The organism is Verrucomicrobia bacterium S94 (genome assembly GCA_004299845.1).
Lineage (GTDB): Bacteria > Verrucomicrobiota > Kiritimatiellia > Kiritimatiellales > Pontiellaceae > Pontiella.
In genome coordinates, this window is sequence record CP036201.1 from 541,445 (window position 1) to 559,907 (window position 18,463).

At 52.3% G+C, this 18,463-nt stretch carries 14 protein-coding genes; 10 read left to right on the plus strand and 4 right to left on the minus strand.

What is annotated here, in order from left to right; genetic code table 11:
- Positions 1–637: 637 nt before the first annotated feature.
- From EGM51_02460 to EGM51_02470, 3 genes are all read left to right on the plus strand, one after another.
- On the plus strand, positions 638–2,491 hold the full coding sequence (locus EGM51_02460) for a hypothetical protein (protein ID QBG46316.1): 1,854 nt from the start codon (positions 638–640) through the stop codon (positions 2,489–2,491).
- Between the two features lie 136 nt (positions 2,492–2,627).
- The gene (locus tag EGM51_02465) at positions 2,628–3,929 is read left to right on the plus strand and encodes a homoserine dehydrogenase (GenBank protein QBG46317.1); all 1,302 of its coding nucleotides are present in this window, start codon (positions 2,628–2,630) and stop codon (positions 3,927–3,929) included.
- 67 nt (positions 3,930–3,996) lie between these two features.
- Positions 3,997–5,346 (plus strand): aspartate kinase, encoded by a 1,350-nt coding sequence (locus EGM51_02470; protein QBG46318.1) that lies wholly within the window; start codon positions 3,997–3,999, stop codon positions 5,344–5,346.
- 242 nt (positions 5,347–5,588) lie between these two features.
- Here the strand turns inward: EGM51_02470 and EGM51_02475 are convergent, their stop codons facing one another.
- Positions 5,589–8,249: a phosphoenolpyruvate carboxylase gene (locus EGM51_02475; protein ID QBG46319.1), complete on the minus strand. Its 2,661-nt coding sequence runs from the start codon at positions 8,247–8,249 to the stop codon at positions 5,589–5,591.
- Positions 8,250–8,339: 90 nt separating this feature from the next.
- On the opposite strand from EGM51_02475, the gene EGM51_02480 reads away from it, so the two are divergent.
- Positions 8,340–9,254 (plus strand): SDR family NAD(P)-dependent oxidoreductase, encoded by a 915-nt coding sequence (locus tag EGM51_02480; GenBank protein QBG46320.1) that lies wholly within the window; start codon positions 8,340–8,342, stop codon positions 9,252–9,254.
- On the opposite strand, the gene EGM51_02485 is transcribed toward EGM51_02480, so the two are convergent.
- On the minus strand, positions 9,190–10,716 hold the full coding sequence (locus EGM51_02485; GenBank protein ID QBG46321.1) for a hypothetical protein: 1,527 nt from the start codon (positions 10,714–10,716) through the stop codon (positions 9,190–9,192). The two genes, EGM51_02480 and EGM51_02485, sit on opposite strands and share 65 nt — an antisense overlap.
- Before the next feature lie 250 nt (positions 10,717–10,966).
- Between EGM51_02485 and EGM51_02490 the strand changes: the two genes are divergently transcribed.
- From EGM51_02490 to tatA, 3 genes are read left to right on the plus strand one after another with little or no spacing between them, the layout of a single operon-like run.
- Positions 10,967–12,487 carry a serine protease gene (locus EGM51_02490; protein QBG46322.1) on the plus strand — a complete coding sequence of 507 codons (1,521 nt, stop codon included), beginning with the start codon at positions 10,967–10,969 and terminating at the stop codon, positions 12,485–12,487.
- Between the two features lie 5 nt (positions 12,488–12,492).
- Positions 12,493–12,957 carry a hypothetical protein gene (locus EGM51_02495; GenBank protein ID QBG46323.1) on the plus strand — a complete coding sequence of 155 codons (465 nt, stop codon included), beginning with the start codon at positions 12,493–12,495 and terminating at the stop codon, positions 12,955–12,957.
- The gene (gene tatA, locus EGM51_02500) at positions 12,954–13,199 is read left to right on the plus strand and encodes a twin-arginine translocase TatA/TatE family subunit (protein QBG46324.1); all 246 of its coding nucleotides are present in this window, start codon (positions 12,954–12,956) and stop codon (positions 13,197–13,199) included. Before EGM51_02495 ends, tatA begins: the two co-directional genes overlap by 4 nt.
- A gap of 33 nt (positions 13,200–13,232) precedes the next feature.
- On the opposite strand, the gene EGM51_02505 is transcribed toward tatA, so the two are convergent.
- A complete protein-coding gene (locus tag EGM51_02505) occupies positions 13,233–14,564 on the minus strand; it encodes an ROK family protein (protein ID QBG46325.1) in 1,332 nt (443 codons plus the stop codon).
- Positions 14,515–14,916 carry a phnA protein gene (locus EGM51_02510; GenBank protein ID QBG46326.1) on the minus strand — a complete coding sequence of 134 codons (402 nt, stop codon included), beginning with the start codon at positions 14,914–14,916 and terminating at the stop codon, positions 14,515–14,517. Before EGM51_02510 ends, EGM51_02505 begins: the two co-directional genes overlap by 50 nt.
- 199 nt (positions 14,917–15,115) lie before the next feature.
- On the opposite strand from EGM51_02510, the gene EGM51_02515 reads away from it, so the two are divergent.
- From EGM51_02515 to lysS, 3 genes are all read left to right on the plus strand, one after another.
- Positions 15,116–15,688: a hypothetical protein gene (locus tag EGM51_02515; GenBank protein QBG46327.1), complete on the plus strand. Its 573-nt coding sequence runs from the start codon at positions 15,116–15,118 to the stop codon at positions 15,686–15,688.
- 69 nt (positions 15,689–15,757) lie between these two features.
- Positions 15,758–16,813 (plus strand): tRNA (adenosine(37)-N6)-threonylcarbamoyltransferase complex transferase subunit TsaD, encoded by a 1,056-nt coding sequence (gene tsaD, locus EGM51_02520; protein ID QBG46328.1) that lies wholly within the window; start codon positions 15,758–15,760, stop codon positions 16,811–16,813.
- A gap of 92 nt (positions 16,814–16,905) precedes the next feature.
- Entirely contained in the window at positions 16,906–18,381 is a 1,476-nt protein-coding gene (gene lysS / locus EGM51_02525) for a lysine--tRNA ligase (GenBank protein ID QBG46329.1), read from the plus strand.
- Positions 18,382–18,463: the final 82 nt, after the last annotated feature.

Consider the following 18,463-nt stretch of genomic DNA (forward strand, 5'->3'; position numbering starts at 1 on the left):
AGGAATGCACCGTGTGTGAATGACTGGACATTCGGGTGAAGATCTGGCAGGCCGGTTCTGGAGAATAGACATCCTCTGACGGTTGAGTATTATGCAGTCAGCCAGCAACTGATCGGTAATGCATGTCTTCTTTTTCGGCAGGAGAGAGTATTTACACTCAGTTGGGGAAATGATCTGTCCGTGTATTTCCCGGCCGAAAGTGGAATCTGTGAAGTATATTATTGCAGTAACACGATGCGGAGAAATGTATCCCAGGCAATCGGGTGGCTGTAACGGATAAAACAGGGCAAGAAATGATCCGGTACAGTGTTTCCGGTTCTTTTTGAGGAGTGTTTGAAAAAAGTTTTTAAGAGATTTCGGCAGAACGGTATGGGGATAAAATCTGTAGACAAACCTTTCCGATACCCGTAAGCCTAAGGGAAATTGAGCCTCTCCGGTTCTCTTTTTTTTCAGTACAGATTCTGCGGAAGACCCTCTTTTGTTATGTCATCAGTGTGGATCGGGCAGAGGTATTCAATTCTAAGGGGAGCACATGCCGGAGGGAATATACTGCTAATATGTGGGAGAAAAATTAAGGCCCATAGGCGAAATCTCTGTATGTTTATACCATCAGATTCAGTAGAGCAGGAGGGTACTGATGGGTATGAAGAGGGATAATAAAGTCAGGGGTGTTGTCAAGGGCGCACCAAGCGGTTTTGTGATCAGTCTGGGGATTCATGCTGCCGCATTTTTTCTGGCAGGTCTTTTAGTGGTGTTCACCGTGGTGCAGAAGGAAGAGAAAAAATTTGTACCGCCGAAACCGGTGGATCGTCCGAAAATGAAGCTGAAAAAGCCGAAGGTGAAGGTGAAAAAGTCATCAAAGCCGAAGTCGACTCAGCGTATTGTGACCAAAGTGCAGAAGGCGAGTATGCCCGATATACAGCTTCCGGAAATGAGTGGAATCGGTGACGGGCTTGCAGGGGATATCGGCGGATTTGATATCGCGCCTAATCTTGAAGAGGTTACGCTGTTTGGTGGCGGCCAAACGATCGGTAATGATTTTGTCGGCACATTTTATGATTTTAAACGAGACCGGCAGGGCCGCCCGAGGAGCTCCACGGATCCCGACAGCTTTACATCGGATGTCGCCAGATTCATCCGCAGCGGCTGGCGGACATCCATGCTTGCTCAGTTCTATCGCTCTCCGAAAAAGCTGTATGCTACCTCATTTATGGTACCCACCGTACGTTCTTCCACAGCGCCGACTGCTTTTGGAGAACCGGAGACCGGAGGCTGGTGCTGGATGGCGCATTATACAGGTCAGCTTGTTCACAAAGACGGCATCACTTTCCGTTTCCGGGGGCAGGGCGACGATATCCTGGTGGTGCGTGTGGACGGCAAGGTAGTACTGAATGCCAGTTGGCCGGGTACTGCCGAGGAGATTTCCAAATGGCAGTCAAATGATGCAAAGAACCGGACCTATAGATTGGGAAATAATGCAGCGGTTATCGGGGACTGGATTACGTTGGAACCCGGTGTTCCTCTCGATATGGAAGTCATCTGCGGCGAAGTACCCGGCGGTCATTTTGATATGATGCTGGTGGTTGAGGAGAAGGGCGTTGAATATGAACTCAATTCGCAGCAGGGGCCCATTCTTCCGATGTTTAAAACGGCGGAACCTAGTCATGATCTGCGGGATCGGATTTACGAACATCTGGTGGAGGGTGAGTGCTTTATCGAAGGCGGACCGGTGTTCAGCGATTTCTCTTCGGGCGGCGTCAGCGAAGTTCCGGAAGAGGTTATTGAACCCGCCGTTGCTGTTGAGGAGGAGCAGGAGGAACCGGTCGTTCGGATATGGACTTTCAGAAGCGGCAAAACCATTGAAGGTGAATATGTTAGTTCCATCGGGGACAAAGTAGTGCTGAAAAGTACTCGCGGTAAGCAGATTAAAGTGCCGGCGGCTGATCTGAGCGGGGAGGATCTGGAGTTTATTGCGCTCGCCAATCCGCCAACGTTAGATATCGGATTCACGAAGCAGAGTTCGCAGCGGATTATTGAGACATCTCCGTTTCTGGAAGAGGAGGCGCCGCGTATCTTTGATTGGACATTCGGCCTGAAGATCAGACAGGTGAGTGCCAGAGAATACGGTTATCCGCTTACCGTGGAAATGTTTGTCATCGGTGAACAGTATCTCGATGCGGATAAGTTCATTCTGCTGGATCGTCAAATCACTGAATTTACCCCGACAAAAGAAAACGGTATGGCGCACGTCTTTAAAAGTGGCAATCCCGTGGAGCTGATTCACTACAACATGCACTCTCAGCAGTTCGGGCATAAGTATATGGGGTATCTTATTACGGTTACCGATGCCCGCGGCGAAATTATTCAGTACGAAACATCGAACAGCTGGCTTTTTCAGGGGCTGGAAAACCTGAAACAGATTCCGGTTGGCCGTTTCTTCGATAAAACCTGCCGGCGGGTGCATCCGTCCGGTCCGAAGCGGGATTATTAATCTGCGCTACATCGGCTTTAAAATAGGGGGGTTCCGGATCGTGGAACTCTCTTTTATTGTCCTGAATTGGCTTGAGTCAAAAGGTCAAATCACTATGGTTGCGCTTCTCTTTTTTTGACCAGAACAGGATAAACAGATGAAAGAAATCAGAATCGGTATTCTCGGATTCGGTACAGTCGGTGCCGGTGTAGTGGAAGGCATACAGAAAAACGGAAGTTTGATGGCCAAGCGAACCGGGATTACGCCTGTGATTGCTAAAATTGCCGATCTTGATATTACAACGGATCGCGGAGTCACCGTTGCTGACGGTGTGCTGACTACTGATGCGATGGCGGTTATTGCCGATCCGGAAATTGATCTGATTGTTGAACTGGTGGGAGGAACGACGATTGCCCGTACTTTTACGCTGGAGGCGTTGAAACAAGGGAAACCCGTGATTACCGCCAATAAGGCCTTGCTGGCGGATCACGGAGAGGAAATTTACAGAACCGCGCTGGAGAATAATACGGGAATTTATTACGAAGCGGCTGTTGGAGGCGGCATTCCGATTCTTCGGTCCCAGCGCGCTGGGTTGGTTGGGAACCGCATTGAGAGTATCTACGGAATTCTCAACGGAACCTGCAACTACATCCTCACGCGGATGGAGCGCGAGGGCCTTCCATTCGATGAAATCCTGGCTGATGCCCAGGCTCTCGGTTATGCCGAAACGCCGCCGGATCTGGATATTGACGGAATCGACACCGCCCATAAAGCCGTCGTACTGGCATCGATGGCCTATGGCGCGCCCGTGCCTATGTCGGCCTGTCCGACCAGGGGAATCCGGGGGTTGGCCGCTTCGGAAATTGAAAATGCGGATGATCTGGGCTACCAGATCAAGCTGCTGGCAATCATCAAAGATAATAACGGCGAAGTTGAGCTTTCCGTGGAACCGACTCTGGTTCCGAAAGAACATATGATTGCTTCGGTTGCAGATTCCTTTAATGCCGTCTTCGTGAAAGGCGACATTGTGGACGATACGATGTATTACGGTCGAGGTGCGGGGCGGTTGCCGACCGGTTCCGCCGTCATCGGCGATATCATGGAAGCGGCGTCCGATAAACTGAACCAGGTTGGCTCACCGGTCAGTGTCACCATGATGCTGCAGCAGTCGGAGCTGAGGTACTGTTCCGCCGATAACATCGAAAAACGCTGCTATATCCGCCTCTGTCTGGAAGACAAACCGGGGGCCATGGCCAAAGTGATGAAGATTTTCGGTGAACATAATATCAGTATTGCATCGGTGGTTCAGAAAGAGCGCCATGAAAGCGGCCGTGCTCCGGTAGTGATTCTGACCCAGAAGGCCAAAGAGTCGGAGTTCGTCGGTGCGATGGAGCAGATCCAGTCGCTGGATGTTTCCTGTGCCGAACCGATTCGTATGCGTCTGGAAGATTTTGAATAATTTATGATGGACCCCGAGCTCGTGAAAGGCGGATTGCTGTGCAGTCGGGGTTGAAGGCGGGTATAATATGAAAGTGGTAAAGTTCGGCGGTTCCTCCGTCGCGAATGCAGAACAGATTTCCAAGATCATCGATATTGTTGCGGCTGATGCTGACCGCCGTATGGTGGTGGTCTCCGCTCCGGGTAAACGGCACAGCGATGATACCAAAGTGACCGATCTGCTCATTGCGCTTGCTGAAAAAGTGATCGCAGGTGAAGACCATGAATCCGCTCTGAAGGAAGTGGTCGATCGTTACGGCGAGATACAGAAAGAACTCGAACTGCCGGAAGCGGTCATTGCAACCATCGAGTCCGATCTGCGCGGGCGCATCGAAAACCGCAGTTCCAATGATCTTCAGTTCATGGATACGATGAAGGCCTCCGGCGAAGACAATAATGCTAAAATTATCGCTGAAGCTTTTACCAAAAAAGGCTATCCGGCAAAGTACGTCAATCCGGGTGAAGCCGGGATGCTGCTGTCCGATGAATTCGGCAATGCCGAAGTGCTTCCGGAATCCTTTGAAAATCTGGCCAAACTGAAATACGAAGCCGAAATTATCATTTTTCCGGGATTTTTCGGCAGTACCAAAGGCGGAGAAGTGGCCACATTCCCGCGCGGCGGATCTGATATTACCGGGGCGATTCTGGCTGCTGCCGTGAAGGCCGATGTGTATGAAAACTTTACTGATGTGGATTCGGTCTGTGCGATGGATCCGCGGATTATTGAAAACCCGCCGGCCATCGACTGCATGACCTACCGCGAAATGCGCGAACTGGCCTATGCCGGCTTCGGTGTTTTTCACGACGAGGCCATTATTCCGGCCGTTCGCGCTGAAATTCCGATCTGTATCAAGAATACCAATAATCCGTCCGCACCGGGCACCATGGTGGTTCCATCACGCAAACCGGAACACGGTTCGGTGGTCGGTATTTCCAGTTCCGACGGGTTCAGTGCCATTTATATTGATAAATATATGATGAACCGCGAGGTCGGTTTCGGCCGTCGTCTGCTGCAGATTCTTGAAGATGAAGAGATTTCTTTCGAGCACACGCCGTCGGGAATCGACAACATGTCGGTCATTCTTCACACCTCTATGCTGGCCGAAAAAGAATCCACAGTGCTCAGCCGCATCAAAAATGAACTGAAGCCGGATAAGGTCGTCATTGAGCACGGTCTTGCGCTGGTTATGGTGGTGGGCGAAGGTATGCACTACACTCCTGGTATGGCTGCAAAAGCCACCGAAGCTTTCCATGCCTCCGGCGTAAATCTGGAGATGATCAATCAGGGTTCATCTGAAATCAGCATGATGTTTGCTGTAAAAGATACGGATCGCATTATTGCCATCCGGGCTCTGGGCGCGGCCTTTTTCGGCGGATAGTTTCCAATCTATGGAAAAGGAAAACGGGTTCCCGACGATTGGAACCCCGTTCTTTTTTCAGATGTAGCGTTATACCATTTACTAAAACATTCCGGTCTTAACGACAGCGTTATTCCGCGTAGCGACGCAGAGCGCGCGGAGCCATTTATGACTGAATTTCTCTGCGTCCTCAGCGCCTCTGCGAGGGATCAAATTTATACCGGATAGTTTTAACGTTTGGTATTCTTCCGTTTCCGACCGGATCAGCCCGTATTTTTCATAGCGGCAGCGATGCCGGCAATGGTGACCATCAGGGCATCTTCGAGCACCTTGGGATGGGTTTCGTCTTTTTTGATTCGGCGCATCACTTCGCCCTGCAGCAGATTCAGGGGGTCTGCGTAGGGATTGCGGACAAGTACGGATGAACGTAATCGTTCGCGTTCAACTTTAACCGGCAGATTTTTTACAATATGTTCCGCTGTCTTCTGGGTCAGGGCAAGCTTTTCACGGAGCGCGCGGCCGAGTGGTTTGAGCTCTGCTGATGCCAGGCAGTCGTCATAATATTCCGCGACGCGTGCGTCGGCTTTACACAGGACCATATCGAGCATATCCATAAAAAAATAGAAAAACGGCCACTGCTCAATCATTTCCTGCAGGAGCGGTTCTTTGCCGTCGTCCACGGCGGCCTTCAGCGCTTCACCGATGCCGAGCCATGCCGGAAGCAGCAGGCGGATCTGCGTCCAGGCGAAAACCCAGGGAATGGCACGCAGACTTTCAATGCCTCCGTCGTTTTTCCGTTTAGCCGGGCGGCTGCCGATATAGAGCCGTCCGAGTTCCTGTTCAGGCGTAACCTGCCGGAAGTATTTTACAAAATCGGGATGACCTCGCACGATATCGCGGTAGGCGGTGCACGAAATATCCGACATCCGGTCCATCAGTTTCCGCCATTCCGGCCGGGGAACCGGCGGCGGGGCCAGAGTAGCCTCGGTGACGGCGGCGGTGTATTGCATCAGGTTGAAAACAGCATTGTCCGGAATGGAGTATTTCTGCTGAATGACTTCGCCCTGTTCCGTAACCCGCATTCTACCGTCAACGGTTCCGGGAGGCTGAGCGAGCAGAGCATGCTCAACGGGGCCGCCCCCGCGGCCTACCGAGCCGCCGCGACCGTGGAACAGATTCATCCGGATGCCGAATTCCCGGGCAACACGGGTCAGTGTTTCCTGAGCTTTGTACTGTGCCCAGGTGGCGGCGAGTTTGCCGGCATCTTTGCCGGAGTCGGAATAGCCGATCATCACTTCCTGATCGCCCTGAATATCGTTGGCATACCACGGGATGGAAAACAGGCGTTCCATGGTTTTTCCGCAGTTTTCCAGATCGGCCAGTGTTTCAAAAAGCGGAACGACGCGGAGCGGGCGCGCTATACCGGCTTCTTTCTGCAACAGGCGAACGGCGAGTATGTCCGAGGGAAAACCCGCCATGGAAATGACGTAGGCCCCTAGTCCGTCGCGCGGAAGTTTTGCCACCACTTTCAGGGTATTCATCAGTTCCTGCTGCTCCGGAGTGAAAGGCATATCGGCCGGAATCAGCGGACGCCGGTTCCGGCATTCTTCAATGAGGAACGCCTGGCGTTTTTCCTCGTTCCATTCTTTATAGGACCCGAGTTCGAGATATTCTGTGACGGCATTAATGACGTCCTCATGGCGTGGAGCTTCCTGCCGGATGTCGAGCCGGGCGAGCGATAGCCCGAAGCAGGTCACCCGGCGGATCAGGCTGAGAAGGCTGCGGTCAGCGATCAGATCGCCGTTATTCTCTTTGAGTGAGCGATAGCATATTTTGAGCTCTTCGAGCAGTTCGTCAGTATTGTAATAGATATCGGTTTTCGGAATGCTTTGTTTTCCCGCGAGCCGGTCTTCGCACCATTTTTTGGTCAGATGCATTCTGCTGCGAATGCCGCGCAGGAATACCCGGTAGGGTTCACGTGCATCGCCCACACAGCAGGCGCGAAGCTCCTCGCTGCAGTTTGTCATGGAAAGCCGCTGAATGAGTTCGTTGATTTCCCGATAGTATAGATCGGCCGCCATCCAGCGCGAGCGAAGGGAAACCTCGTGGGTCACTTCAGCGGTCACATTGGGATTGCCGTCACGGTCGCCGCCCATCCAGGAGGCGATACGGATCGGGCAGCAGTCGATCGGCAGTTTTTCACCCAGTGTCTGTTCCGCAATGTTATCGAGGCTGCGCATGTAGCGGGGCACGGCTTCCCAGAGAATTTCCTCAATAATCGCCATGCCCCATTTGGCCTCTTCAACCGGGGTGGGGCGGGAGCGTCGGATTTCATCGGTCTGCCAGATGGCGGTAATCAGAATTTCGAGGTCTGTACGCAGTTGTGCCTGTTCAAACGGGGTCAGATTCAGTCGGTCCTGTTTGGCCAGCAGACTGGAGATCGCCCCGTTTTTCTGGATCAGTGTGCGCCGTTTGACTTCGGTCGGGTGAGCGGTCAGCACCAGTTCGATCTGCATGCTGCTGAGTGTTTCAAGAATCTCTTTTTTCGGGATGCCCTGTTCCACGAGTTTGGGCAGCAGTTCTTCGAGCATGTTGTACTGATCGCTTAACGCATTTTCGGCATGGTTGCGATGACTGCGCATGGAGTGGTAGTTTTCTGCAATATTGGCCATATTCAGAAAATGGCCGAATGCCCGGGCGAGGGTCAGGGTATCTTCATCATCCAGACCTCGGATCAGTTCACGCAGCCTGCGGGCGGCGGCTTCGTCCTGATTATTCCGAGAGGCCTTTGAAAGTGCACGGATTTCCTCGACCAGTTCAAACAGCCGGTCTCCCGCCTGGGTTTTCAGGGTGCGTCCGAGAATTTCGCCCAGCAGGCGGATATCTTTGCGCAGCGGCGTCTGTTCATCTTTCAGAATTACCATGGGTTTTCTCTCGCTTGAATTCCGTGAAAAGGTACCGGGAATCAGTCAGGTTGCAATTTTAAATAGTATTAAATCGGTTCTGTATTTTGTATGGGCCTGCAGGGCGGGGTTCTTGACGTGTCCGGGCAATTCCGATTCTATGGCGGGCTTATGAAGGCTGCTCAGGTAAAACAACGTACCGTATTGGTGACCGGATGCTCGTCGGGAATCGGCGAAGCGACGGCGTATTTTCTGCGTGATCAGGGCTGGACGGTTTTTCCGACGGCGCGGAAAGCCGAGGATCTTCAAAAGCTGAAAAATGCGGGATTTAATGCGCTGGAGCTGGACCTCAGTAACAGTGAATCGGTGCAGGTCTGTGTAGCAAAGCTGCTTGAAAATGTTCCGGAGGGGCTGGGAGGGCTGGTGAATAATGCCGGAATGGCCATGCCGGGAGCCGTCGAAGACCTGAGCCGGGAAGCACTGCGCCGTCAGTTCGAGGTGAATGTGTTCGGACTGCAGGAATTGTCCAACGGGCTGATTCCGACCTTCCGGGAACAGGGGTGGGGGCGAATTGTGACGGTCAGTTCGATCTACGGTGTAATTGCCGCTCCCATGGTGGGGAATTATTGTGCGTCCAAATTTGCGGTTGAAGCACTGGCCGACGCGCAGCGTGTTGAGCTTTCCGGAACCGGTATTTCGTTGAGTCTGATCGAGCCCGGGCCGATTGTTTCCGCCTTCCGCCGAAACGCCGCCGCCGCGCTGGAGGAAAATGTGATTTCCGATGATGTGCGTTATGCGGAAAATTATCGCAAAGAAGCGGCGCGGCGCAAAAAACAGTATAAAAAAGTCGATTTTATAAACCGCCCGCCGCAAGACGTGGCAAAGAGGATTTTCCATGCGCTGGAAAGTCCGCGGCCCCGTCGCCGTTATGTCATCACCCTGCCGGCGCACATCGGGGCATTTATGGCGCGGTTTGTTCCTGCGGCGCTGATTGATCGGGTGATGGCTCGGGAGCTTCCTCGATAAAGGGGTCGAGGACCCAGCGTTTATTATACCAGAAATACTGCTCCGGCCGTTTCCGGATCTCTTTTTCATACATGGTCATGGTCAGCTGCGTCATCCGCTGCCAGTCGTCCTCGCGGCTGAGCGATAAATCAGGTTCGATGGGATCGAAAAGAATGCAACGGTGCTGGGTCCAGCTTTCGCGGTAGCAGATCATAGGAAAAATCGGGACTTTGGACTGGCGGGCGAAGAGGGCCATGCCGCCGTTCATATTGGCTTCTTTGCCGAGAAACTGAACGGAGATCCCTTTGGTGCGTGACCGCAGGTCATTGGTCATGGCCAGAATTTTTCCGGCTTTGAGATTTTTCATCACTTTTCTGAGCAGCAGTACGTCATCACGCGGGAGAGCTTTACTGCCGGTTCCGCCGCGCAGTTCGTTGAGAAATTTATTGAAAAGCGGGTTGCGCTGTGTGCCGACAATGAAAAACAGCGGGACTTCATAGATTTCGGATGCACGGCCGCCCAGTTCCCAGCTGCCCATGTGCGGGGTTACGCAGATGGCGCCCCGGCCGGTTTTCATGTGCTCGTGCAACCGGTCGGACGCTGTATGAAAGTTGCTGTGTTTCCGGAACTGTTTCGGTGTCCAGAAACGATGGCGGAAAACATCGACCATATTAAAGAACATGTAGCGCATGGAGAGAAAGGCGATGCGGTTGACCTTTCTGGAGGAAAGTTCATCTCCGAAGACTTCGCGGATCCGTTTCTTTGCATTGGCGACACGCCAGCGAACCACGTAGAACGCAAACCAGCCGAGGCCGGCACCGAGGGCGAGGGCGAGGCGGTAGGGCAGGATGTTGAAACAGAACTGGAAAAATTTCAGCGCGGCGTATTCGGCAATATGTTTGGGACGATAAGTCATAGGGGAAGGATAGTAGGTGAGCGTCGGCTTGTTTTCAATCCAACAGGAGGATAGGCTTTTGTCATGAAAAAAAGATGGAATGCTCTGCTGTGTGTGCTGTTGATTCTGGCCGGATGCCGTTCCTATGAACCCGCATCGTTTTCCGAGGGAGTGATTTGTAATCCGAATGTCGGATGGAACGGATATTCCATACGTGTTCCTTCCGGGGTGGAGCGTCTGCAGCCGGCGAGCGAAGAAAACGGGTCGGGCCGAGAGGTGGAGATCCGTCAACGCTACCGGGAAGCGAATGCGCGCTACGAGGCCGATTACCATACGTCCTGCTTCGAACAGTTTCTTTTTGAAAATCCGGCACGGTCTTTTTATCTCAGTTTTATATCGGAAACCTATGGGCTTGCCAGAGGCTGGAGCAGTCTGACGTCGGTCGAAAAACAGTATATTATTCAGAAAATGATCAACCGGAAAAAAGTGGTCATCAATGATACAGCGGCGTATTCCGAACAGCTTGAAATCAACGGGCAGCGCGGGTGGTATATCAGCGGAAGCCGCAGACCGTATTTCCGGAAACATGCCGAGCCGGCTGCGTATGAAGGGATATTCCTGATCGGAAATCTGAAAGAGGTGTTCTGGATCGAGGCCTTCGGCGCGCCCGCTGCGCGTGAGGACATGAAAAACCGGGTATTTGAAATGGCGGAAAGTCTGGTTGTGAAGTAGCTGTATTTCAGGATCCGGATAGCAGGGGTGGGGTTAAACATTGTTTACCATGTCTGAATGGCCTAAATTACAGCGTCAGTTTTATGGATAACAACTGGATGGGAAGATGTCGAAACGATTGCTATTGCTTCTGCTGTTGCTTGCGGCCGGGTTTACTGTACGGGCCGGAGAGGTGGAGGATGCGCTGAAAACAGTGGAAGCTCCGGGCGGTGAATATGTCCGAATGCCGGCCCGTTATATTTTCCGGCACCTGGAAAAAACAGCGCGCAACAGCGGAATTCCGGTTCTTGGCGGCTTTGTGATTGAACCTCGGCTTGAAGGTGTGGATCAGCAGAAAATCAATGTTTCGTTTGGCGGAATGAATGTGCTGCAGGCGTTGCATACTATGGCGGAAGCCACCGGTTCCCTGCTGGTTTTTGAAAACAATGCGGCGGTGTTTGCGGATGCGCGTCTGATTGAGGTGAAAACAGAGGATGTTCCCGCCGGGCCGGTTGTAGAGGAAAGGAAGACCGACAGCGAAGTTGCCTTTTCCGACGTGGATTCGGCACTGGTTTTTGTGGAAACCGGATCGGCGCGCGGATCGGCTTTTATTGCGGAGCAGGACGGGAAAACCTATTTGTTCAGCAATCAGCATAATTTTACAGGTGCCACGCAGCTGGAACTGATTTCAATGCATCAGGGCCGGATCCGTTTCGGCAGTTTTGAATTCAGCCGCAGTCGTGATCTGGTCCGTTTTGAACTGAGCCGGGAAACGGTTGAGGGGCTCGGTGTATTGAAGCTTTCGGAAAAGAATCCTTATATCGGTCAGAAAATTGTGGTGTACGGCAACAGTGCGGGCGGGAATGTGGCGACGGAACTGCGCGGCAAAGTGCTGGGTGTCGGTCCTCGCGATATTGAAGTGGATGCGGAGATAGTTTCGGGGAACAGCGGCAGTCCGATTATCGATGAGCAGGGGAGCGTGGTTGGTGTGGCCACTTATGTTGCCTTCCAGCTGAAATCTGACGGGAAGGATCTACACAATGAAATTTTCCGGGGAACGCGGTTTCGAAAAGCGCGGCGTTACGGCGTTCGTATTCCTTCTGACGGGTGGGTAAAAGTGGATATACGGCAGTTCCTGAACCAGACCTATGTACAGGAGGATTTGAAAAACTATCTTGATGTGCTCTATACGCTTGAGCAGTTCTGGAACGGAAACGATGATTTCGAAGAGGCGGCAGGCCTGATTCTGAGCAGCTATTCCACGCTAAGCACACGTGTGAATCCGCCCTATGAATTTCACGCTCCCGGAGTTGAGGAGCAGGTGCGCATGCTTGTGAAAGCGTTTAAAAGGAATTATGAAGAATTTGTGGGTGTTGTGGCGGATATGGATATGGACAGGCGTGAACTGGCACGACTAACCAACCCGAACAACAGGTTGAGTGTCTCCAAAGTTGAACAGCTGGATTACCATATCCGTACAACGTTGCTTGCCCAGGCACGGCAGAAGTATGAAGAGATCGGCCGGTATCAGTGGATGAGTGAATATCTTGAAGAGAGTGCAGCTCCGCTGGAGCAGCTGGCCGGTGAGCTGATTCGTGTGCTGGATCAGGAACAGGGATTCCGTGAACGTATTGAAGCGGTAATGTAGGGGACATGATGAAGTACTGGTATTCTGCTTTTTTATTAATAGTGTTGATAGCGGGCTGTTCTACGCCGGAGCCGCCGGCCGAACCGGTGGTGGATCCTGCTGAAGCGATGGAGTTTCTGGAACCCGGGTTGCGTCCCGAGGTGCTGCTGTTTCCGGAATATATGCTCATGGAGGAGTATGAGCTTAATCAGCACGGTCGTATTCCGGAAACGAATCTGATCGGTGCAGGATTGCGTGCAAACCTCAGTCTGACCACGGTGAGAAAAGCATATAGTGATGTCCTTGATTCCAAAGGGTGGAATGTTTCCGGTATGGAAATCGGCAAACAGTTTTTCCGGCTGATGGCCCGGCTGAAAGATCAGGAGGTTGAAATCCGGGCGGTTCAGGGGCAGGGGCCTACGGAGGTATTTATTCTCTACAATCCCGGAGAAACGGACGATACAGAAACATTTACTGGAGAAACATTATGAATACATTAGCGATTGGTATGCCGGGCGGTTCCGAACTGCTGGTTATCCTTTTTATTATTCTGCTGCTTTTCGGTTCAAAAAAACTGCCGGAGCTTTCCCGTTCGCTCGGAAAAAGTCTCGGAGAATTTAAAAAGGGAAAAGAGGATCTCGAACGGGAGATCCGCAGTGTTGAAGAGGATCTGAAAAAATCCCCCGAAATCAAAGAAGAGCCTGTTGCAGTCAAAACCGGCAGCGAGGAATAAAACTGTCGGCCGGCCTTGAAAAATCCGGCGCAGTTAAATCAGAGAGCGAACCAGAGGAACCGGATCGTTCATGATGGCGTCGAGAACCAGACAGGCTGCACCGAACACGGAATCATTATCGCGTCCGGTCACTTTGATCCGGACATTTTTACGCGGCTGTTTCAGAGCGCGTTCATCAACAACGGTTCGGGTTCGGTCGAGCATATGGGGCAGGATAGGGCGCATTGCGCCGCCGAGCACTACGGTATCGAGATTGAACAGGTTTACCAGATTGGCAATGCCGAGCCCCAGCATTTCAGCCATTTCATCCACGACCGGAGTCAGCTTTTCATCCCGATCCCTCAGGTCTTTGGAAATCCGATCCAGATTGATGGACTGTAGACCGGCCTTGCGGGCAAGGGCGGTGATGCCCACTTCGGTCACCCAGCATCCCCGGTCACCGCAGGTACAGGCTTCGCCGTCAGTGCGTATTTTCATATGCCCGGCCTGTCCGGCAAAACCGGAGCTTCCGTGGAACAGCCGTTCTTCAAGTATGAGTCCGGCGGCCATGCCGACGCCGATGCTGAGATAGGCGAGATTGCGGGCTTTAGAACGATCGGCGTAGGTGTGATAACCGAGTGCGGAGGTGTTGGCCTCGTTGTCGAGATAGACCGGGATACTGAATTTTTTTCCCCAGAGCTGTTTAAACGGAACATCGCTCCAGTTGAGCGTCGGGGCATAGGTGAGCACACCGTTTTCGGAATCCACAAGTCCGGCCAGTCCAAGACCGATACCCAGCGGATTGCGTCCTTCAGCGATGCCCCAGTCGAGCGCATCCTGCACGAGCTGTTCGGCCAGTTCAATGCATTCATTCTGCGATTGTCCGGTAGAAATTCCGGCGGACTGTTCCCAGAGAATTTTTCCGTTGAAATCGGCAGCGATGACAATGATGCGGTTGATGTCGATTTCCGCACCGACTGCAAATCCTCCGAGAGGATCGAGCTCAAGCAGCAGGCCGGGACGTCCCGCCCCGGCTCGACGGAATTCGGTTTCCACCACGAGTCCGGCATTGAGCAGATCGGTGACGATGTTGGAGGCGGTATTGCGGGTCATTCCGAGTTCTTTGGCAAGATCGGCGCGGGCAAGCGTTCCTCGTTCGCGAAGCAGTTTGAGAATGGCTGACATATTCAGCCGCCGTACAGTGACCTGATCCGCTTTTTTATGGTTGACCCGTTGCATTGAAAATGTCCCCTGTGAACGAAAAGAATAATATAGGTGCTGCCGCTTTGAATGAGAAGCGATTTCCGATGATGGGAATAAATTGCGGTTGTGCGGGTTATTCCGCGGCGTTGGCCCACTCTTCCACTTCGGGATCAAGATAGGCATTTTCCATAAGTTCTTCGGCCCAGTGTTCGCCCATGGCGGCGATATGGCGGAGTAGGCGGAAGGCCATTACCTGTACTGCGGGTACCTCGGAATAGAGGGAATTGTTGAGGCAGCGCCAGTGCGAGGGGATAATTTTGCGCGGATCGTCCACCTGCCGGTGACAACCTTCACAGATGAATACACAGCCTTCGACGCTGGGCTCTTCATCCAGCGGCGGAACTTCGTGAACCTCGAGTTTAACACCGTTTTTCCCGCAGAGTTCGCAGTGGGAACGGGAGCGACGGACGAGGTCCTTTGCATAGCGTGCCAGGAGGTTCTGGCGGTAGAATTTTCCCTTGAATCCCGTGGACATGGTTTTTCCTTTTTCAACAGATGAAGCGAACAAGATAAGGGATATTTTTACAATGTCTGGAAAAAAAGCGTATTTTCCGCAGGTACTTACAGCGAAAAAACAGTTGCGGCCGCTTAACAATCCTTCAATACTGTTTTGGTACAACAGAGTGTGTGGAACGGGTGTTCCAATAACTGGAAATTACACAGGAGACAGAGAAATGAAACAACTCGCCTTTGGCCTTTTGGCTCTCGCCGTATGCATCGGATTTACCGGTTGCAAATCTGCCCCTAAAGCAGACTCGGATAAAACCATGTTTGACTATATGCAGGAAGAGGTTGGAAAGATTTCTGAAAAAGGCGGTATGGCTTCTGTCGGTCTCGGTGAATCCCGCAACACCCAGCTTGCCATCACCAAAGCAAAGCTTGAAGCGCGTAAGAATCTGGCTCAGCTGGTTCAGGTGAAAATTGAAAATCTGGAAAAAGCTTTCATCGAAGAGGTGGGCGAAGCGAACACCTCTGAAATCAATGAACTGTTCAGTTCGGCCACCAAACAGATCACTGCGCAGGAGCTGCAGGGAACTGTGCCGAAAATGCAGAAATATGAAACCAACGACGGCGTCACCACGGCGTATGTGCTGATGGTGCTGAATCCGGATATCATCCCGGCCACACTCCAGAAAAGCGGGAACAAGCTTTATGAGCGCTTTCGGGCATCCAAGGCTTTTGAAGAACTTGACAAGGAGATTAAAGAATACGAAGAGGCAGAGCGCCAGGGCATGCTCGGCATGTAATCCACTGAAAAGCTAAAGTTTGAAAACGGGGCTTGAATCTGTGATTCAGGCCCCGTTTAACTATCCGCTATGAAAATTTTAGGAATTGAAAGCTCGTGCGATGAAACTGCAGCGGCCGTGGTTGAAAACGGCCGGCATGTTCTCTCCAACGCCATTTACTCCCAGATTGCCAAACACCGGCCCTACGGCGGAGTGGTGCCCGAAATAGCATCGCGCAATCACGTGGCCAAACTGCCGTCGATTATTGAAGAGGCGCTGGACGGGGCGGGCGAAACCTACGATTCCATTGATGCCATTGCGGTGACGTACGGGCCGGGGCTGGCAAGTTCGCTGCTGATCGGTTTTTCCGCGGCCAAAACGCTGGCGCAGCGGCTGGATAAACCGCTGATCGGGGTGAATCATCATGAAGGGCACCTGCATTCGGTGTTCATGATTGAAAATCCGCCGGCGGAAGAAGAGGCTTTTCCAATGCTTGGACTTCTGGTTTCCGGCGGCGACAGCAGTATGGTGCTGATGAAAGCTCCGGGTCGTTATGAAATTATCGGCAGTACGATTGACGACGCTTCCGGCGAAGCGCTCGATAAGGCGGCCGCCATTCTCAAATTGGGCTATCCCGGTGGGCCGATCATTCAGAAAACAGCCGAAGGCGGTGATCCGCATGCTATCAAATTTCCGCGCGGGCTGGAAAGCCGGGACCGGGGAAAATGGGTTTATAAATACGACCGCGATCTCTGCTTCAGTTTCAGCGGTTTGAAAACGTCGTTGCTGACTTATGTGAAAAATCTTGATCATGAGCCGGAAGGGCAGGAACTGGCGGATATTGCCGCCGGTTATCAGGAAGCGGTGGCCGATGCTCTGACGATGCGGGTTGAACGCGCGCTTGAGCGGTTTGAGATCAGAAGTTTTTCCTGCGCCGGCGGGGTTTCGATGAACCGGGTGCTGCGTGAAAAACTGGCGGCTCTTTCTGAAAAAACCGGCGTTCCATTGCTGCTCTGTCCGCCGCCGCTCTGTACCGATAATGCGGCGATGATTGCCGGAGCGGCTTATGAAAAGGTCCGGCTGAATAAAGCGAAAGAGGAGCCGCTCGACGTCAATCCTAATTTACGTCTTGCCGACTGGGAATAGTGTGGATGGCGGCGTTCCCGCCGTCCGGTGATGCGCCTTAGATCTGTATAGTCCATAACACAGCAAGCTTGCCTTGCTGCAGGGGAAGCCGTATGGTTTGCGGCCAATTTTTCAGGAGAGAAAACATGAGCGAAGAAATTTCCGGAAACGAATACCGCCAGCAACGTATTGAAAATATGAAAAAGCTTGAGGAGGCCGGTTTCCCGGCTTTCGGAAAAGCGTTTGAGCGTACGGCGCGTCTGGCGGAACTGCATGCAGATTTCGAACTGGATAAAAAGGTGAAAGCCTGCGGCCGGATTGTGGCGATTCGAAAAATGGGGAAAATGGCGTTTGCTCATATTTCCGATGGCTCAGCTAAATTCCAGCTCATGGTGAAAAAAGATCTGCTGGGCGATGAAAAATTTGCGGCGTTTAAACTGCTTGATCTCGGCGATTTTGTGGGTGTGGAAGGCGAACTTTTCATTACCCGCACTGAGGAGGAAACGATCCGCGTGAGTGATTGGACGCTGCTTTCAAAAGCGCTGCTGCCACTGCCGGAAAAATTTCACGGACTTACCGACGTGGAAACGCGTTATCGTCAGCGTTCTCTCGATCTGATTTCCAATCCGGAAGTGATGGAGGTTTTCAAAAAACGCACGCAGATCTTAAAGGAGATCCGAAACTTTCTCGACAGCCGGGGCTATTTTGAGGTGGAAACGCCGATGATGCATCAGATTGCCGGCGGTGCGGCGGCCAAGCCGTTTAAGGCACATTATAATGCGCTGAGTACGGATGTTTATATGCGGATTGCCCCCGAGCTTTATCTGAAGCGTCTGATCGTTGGCGGCATGGACCGCGTGTATGAAATGAACCGGAATTTCCGTAATGAAGGACTCGATCGCACGCATAATCCGGAATTTACGGCGCTGGAAATTTATGAAGCCTTCGGCGATATGCGCACGATGCAGGAGCTGATCCAGTCGATGTTCACGCACCTGGCCGAAACCGTATTCGGTAAAATGGAATTTGACTGGATGGGCAATACCATCAATCTGGCGACGCCGTGGCGTGAGGTGCCGTATTATGACCTTATCAAAGAACATCTCGGTGATGACTGGTTCGAGAAAAACCTTGATGAAGCGCGGGCCAAGGCTGAAGAACTTGAAGTGCATATCGAAGAGGATATGGATTTCAAACAGGTGACCCATGAGATTTATGACAAGACCATTGAGGGAACACTGATCCAGCCTACCTTTATTACCCGTCTGCCGAAGGAGCTGGTTCCGCTGGCCAACCACTGTGCCGACGATCCGGAACTGGTCGATGTGTTTGAACTGATTATTGGCGGTAAGGAAATTGCTCCGGCCTACAGCGAGTTGAACAACCCGATCGAACAGCGCAAACGCTTCGAAGAACAGGCGGCCGGCGATGGCTCCAAAATCGACGAGGACTTTCTTGAAGCGCTCGAATACGGAATGCCTCCGACCGGCGGTATGGGGATCGGCATCGACCGTCTGGTCATGCTGCTGACCGGCTCCGATGCCATCCGTGATGTAATCCTGTTCCCGCAGCTCAAGCCGCGTACGTAATCGCATTCAGGTTGATTGAATGCTGGAACCGCAGTGTCGACGTGATGGTGGAACAAATGCGGTTTCAGTAATTTTCTGCTAA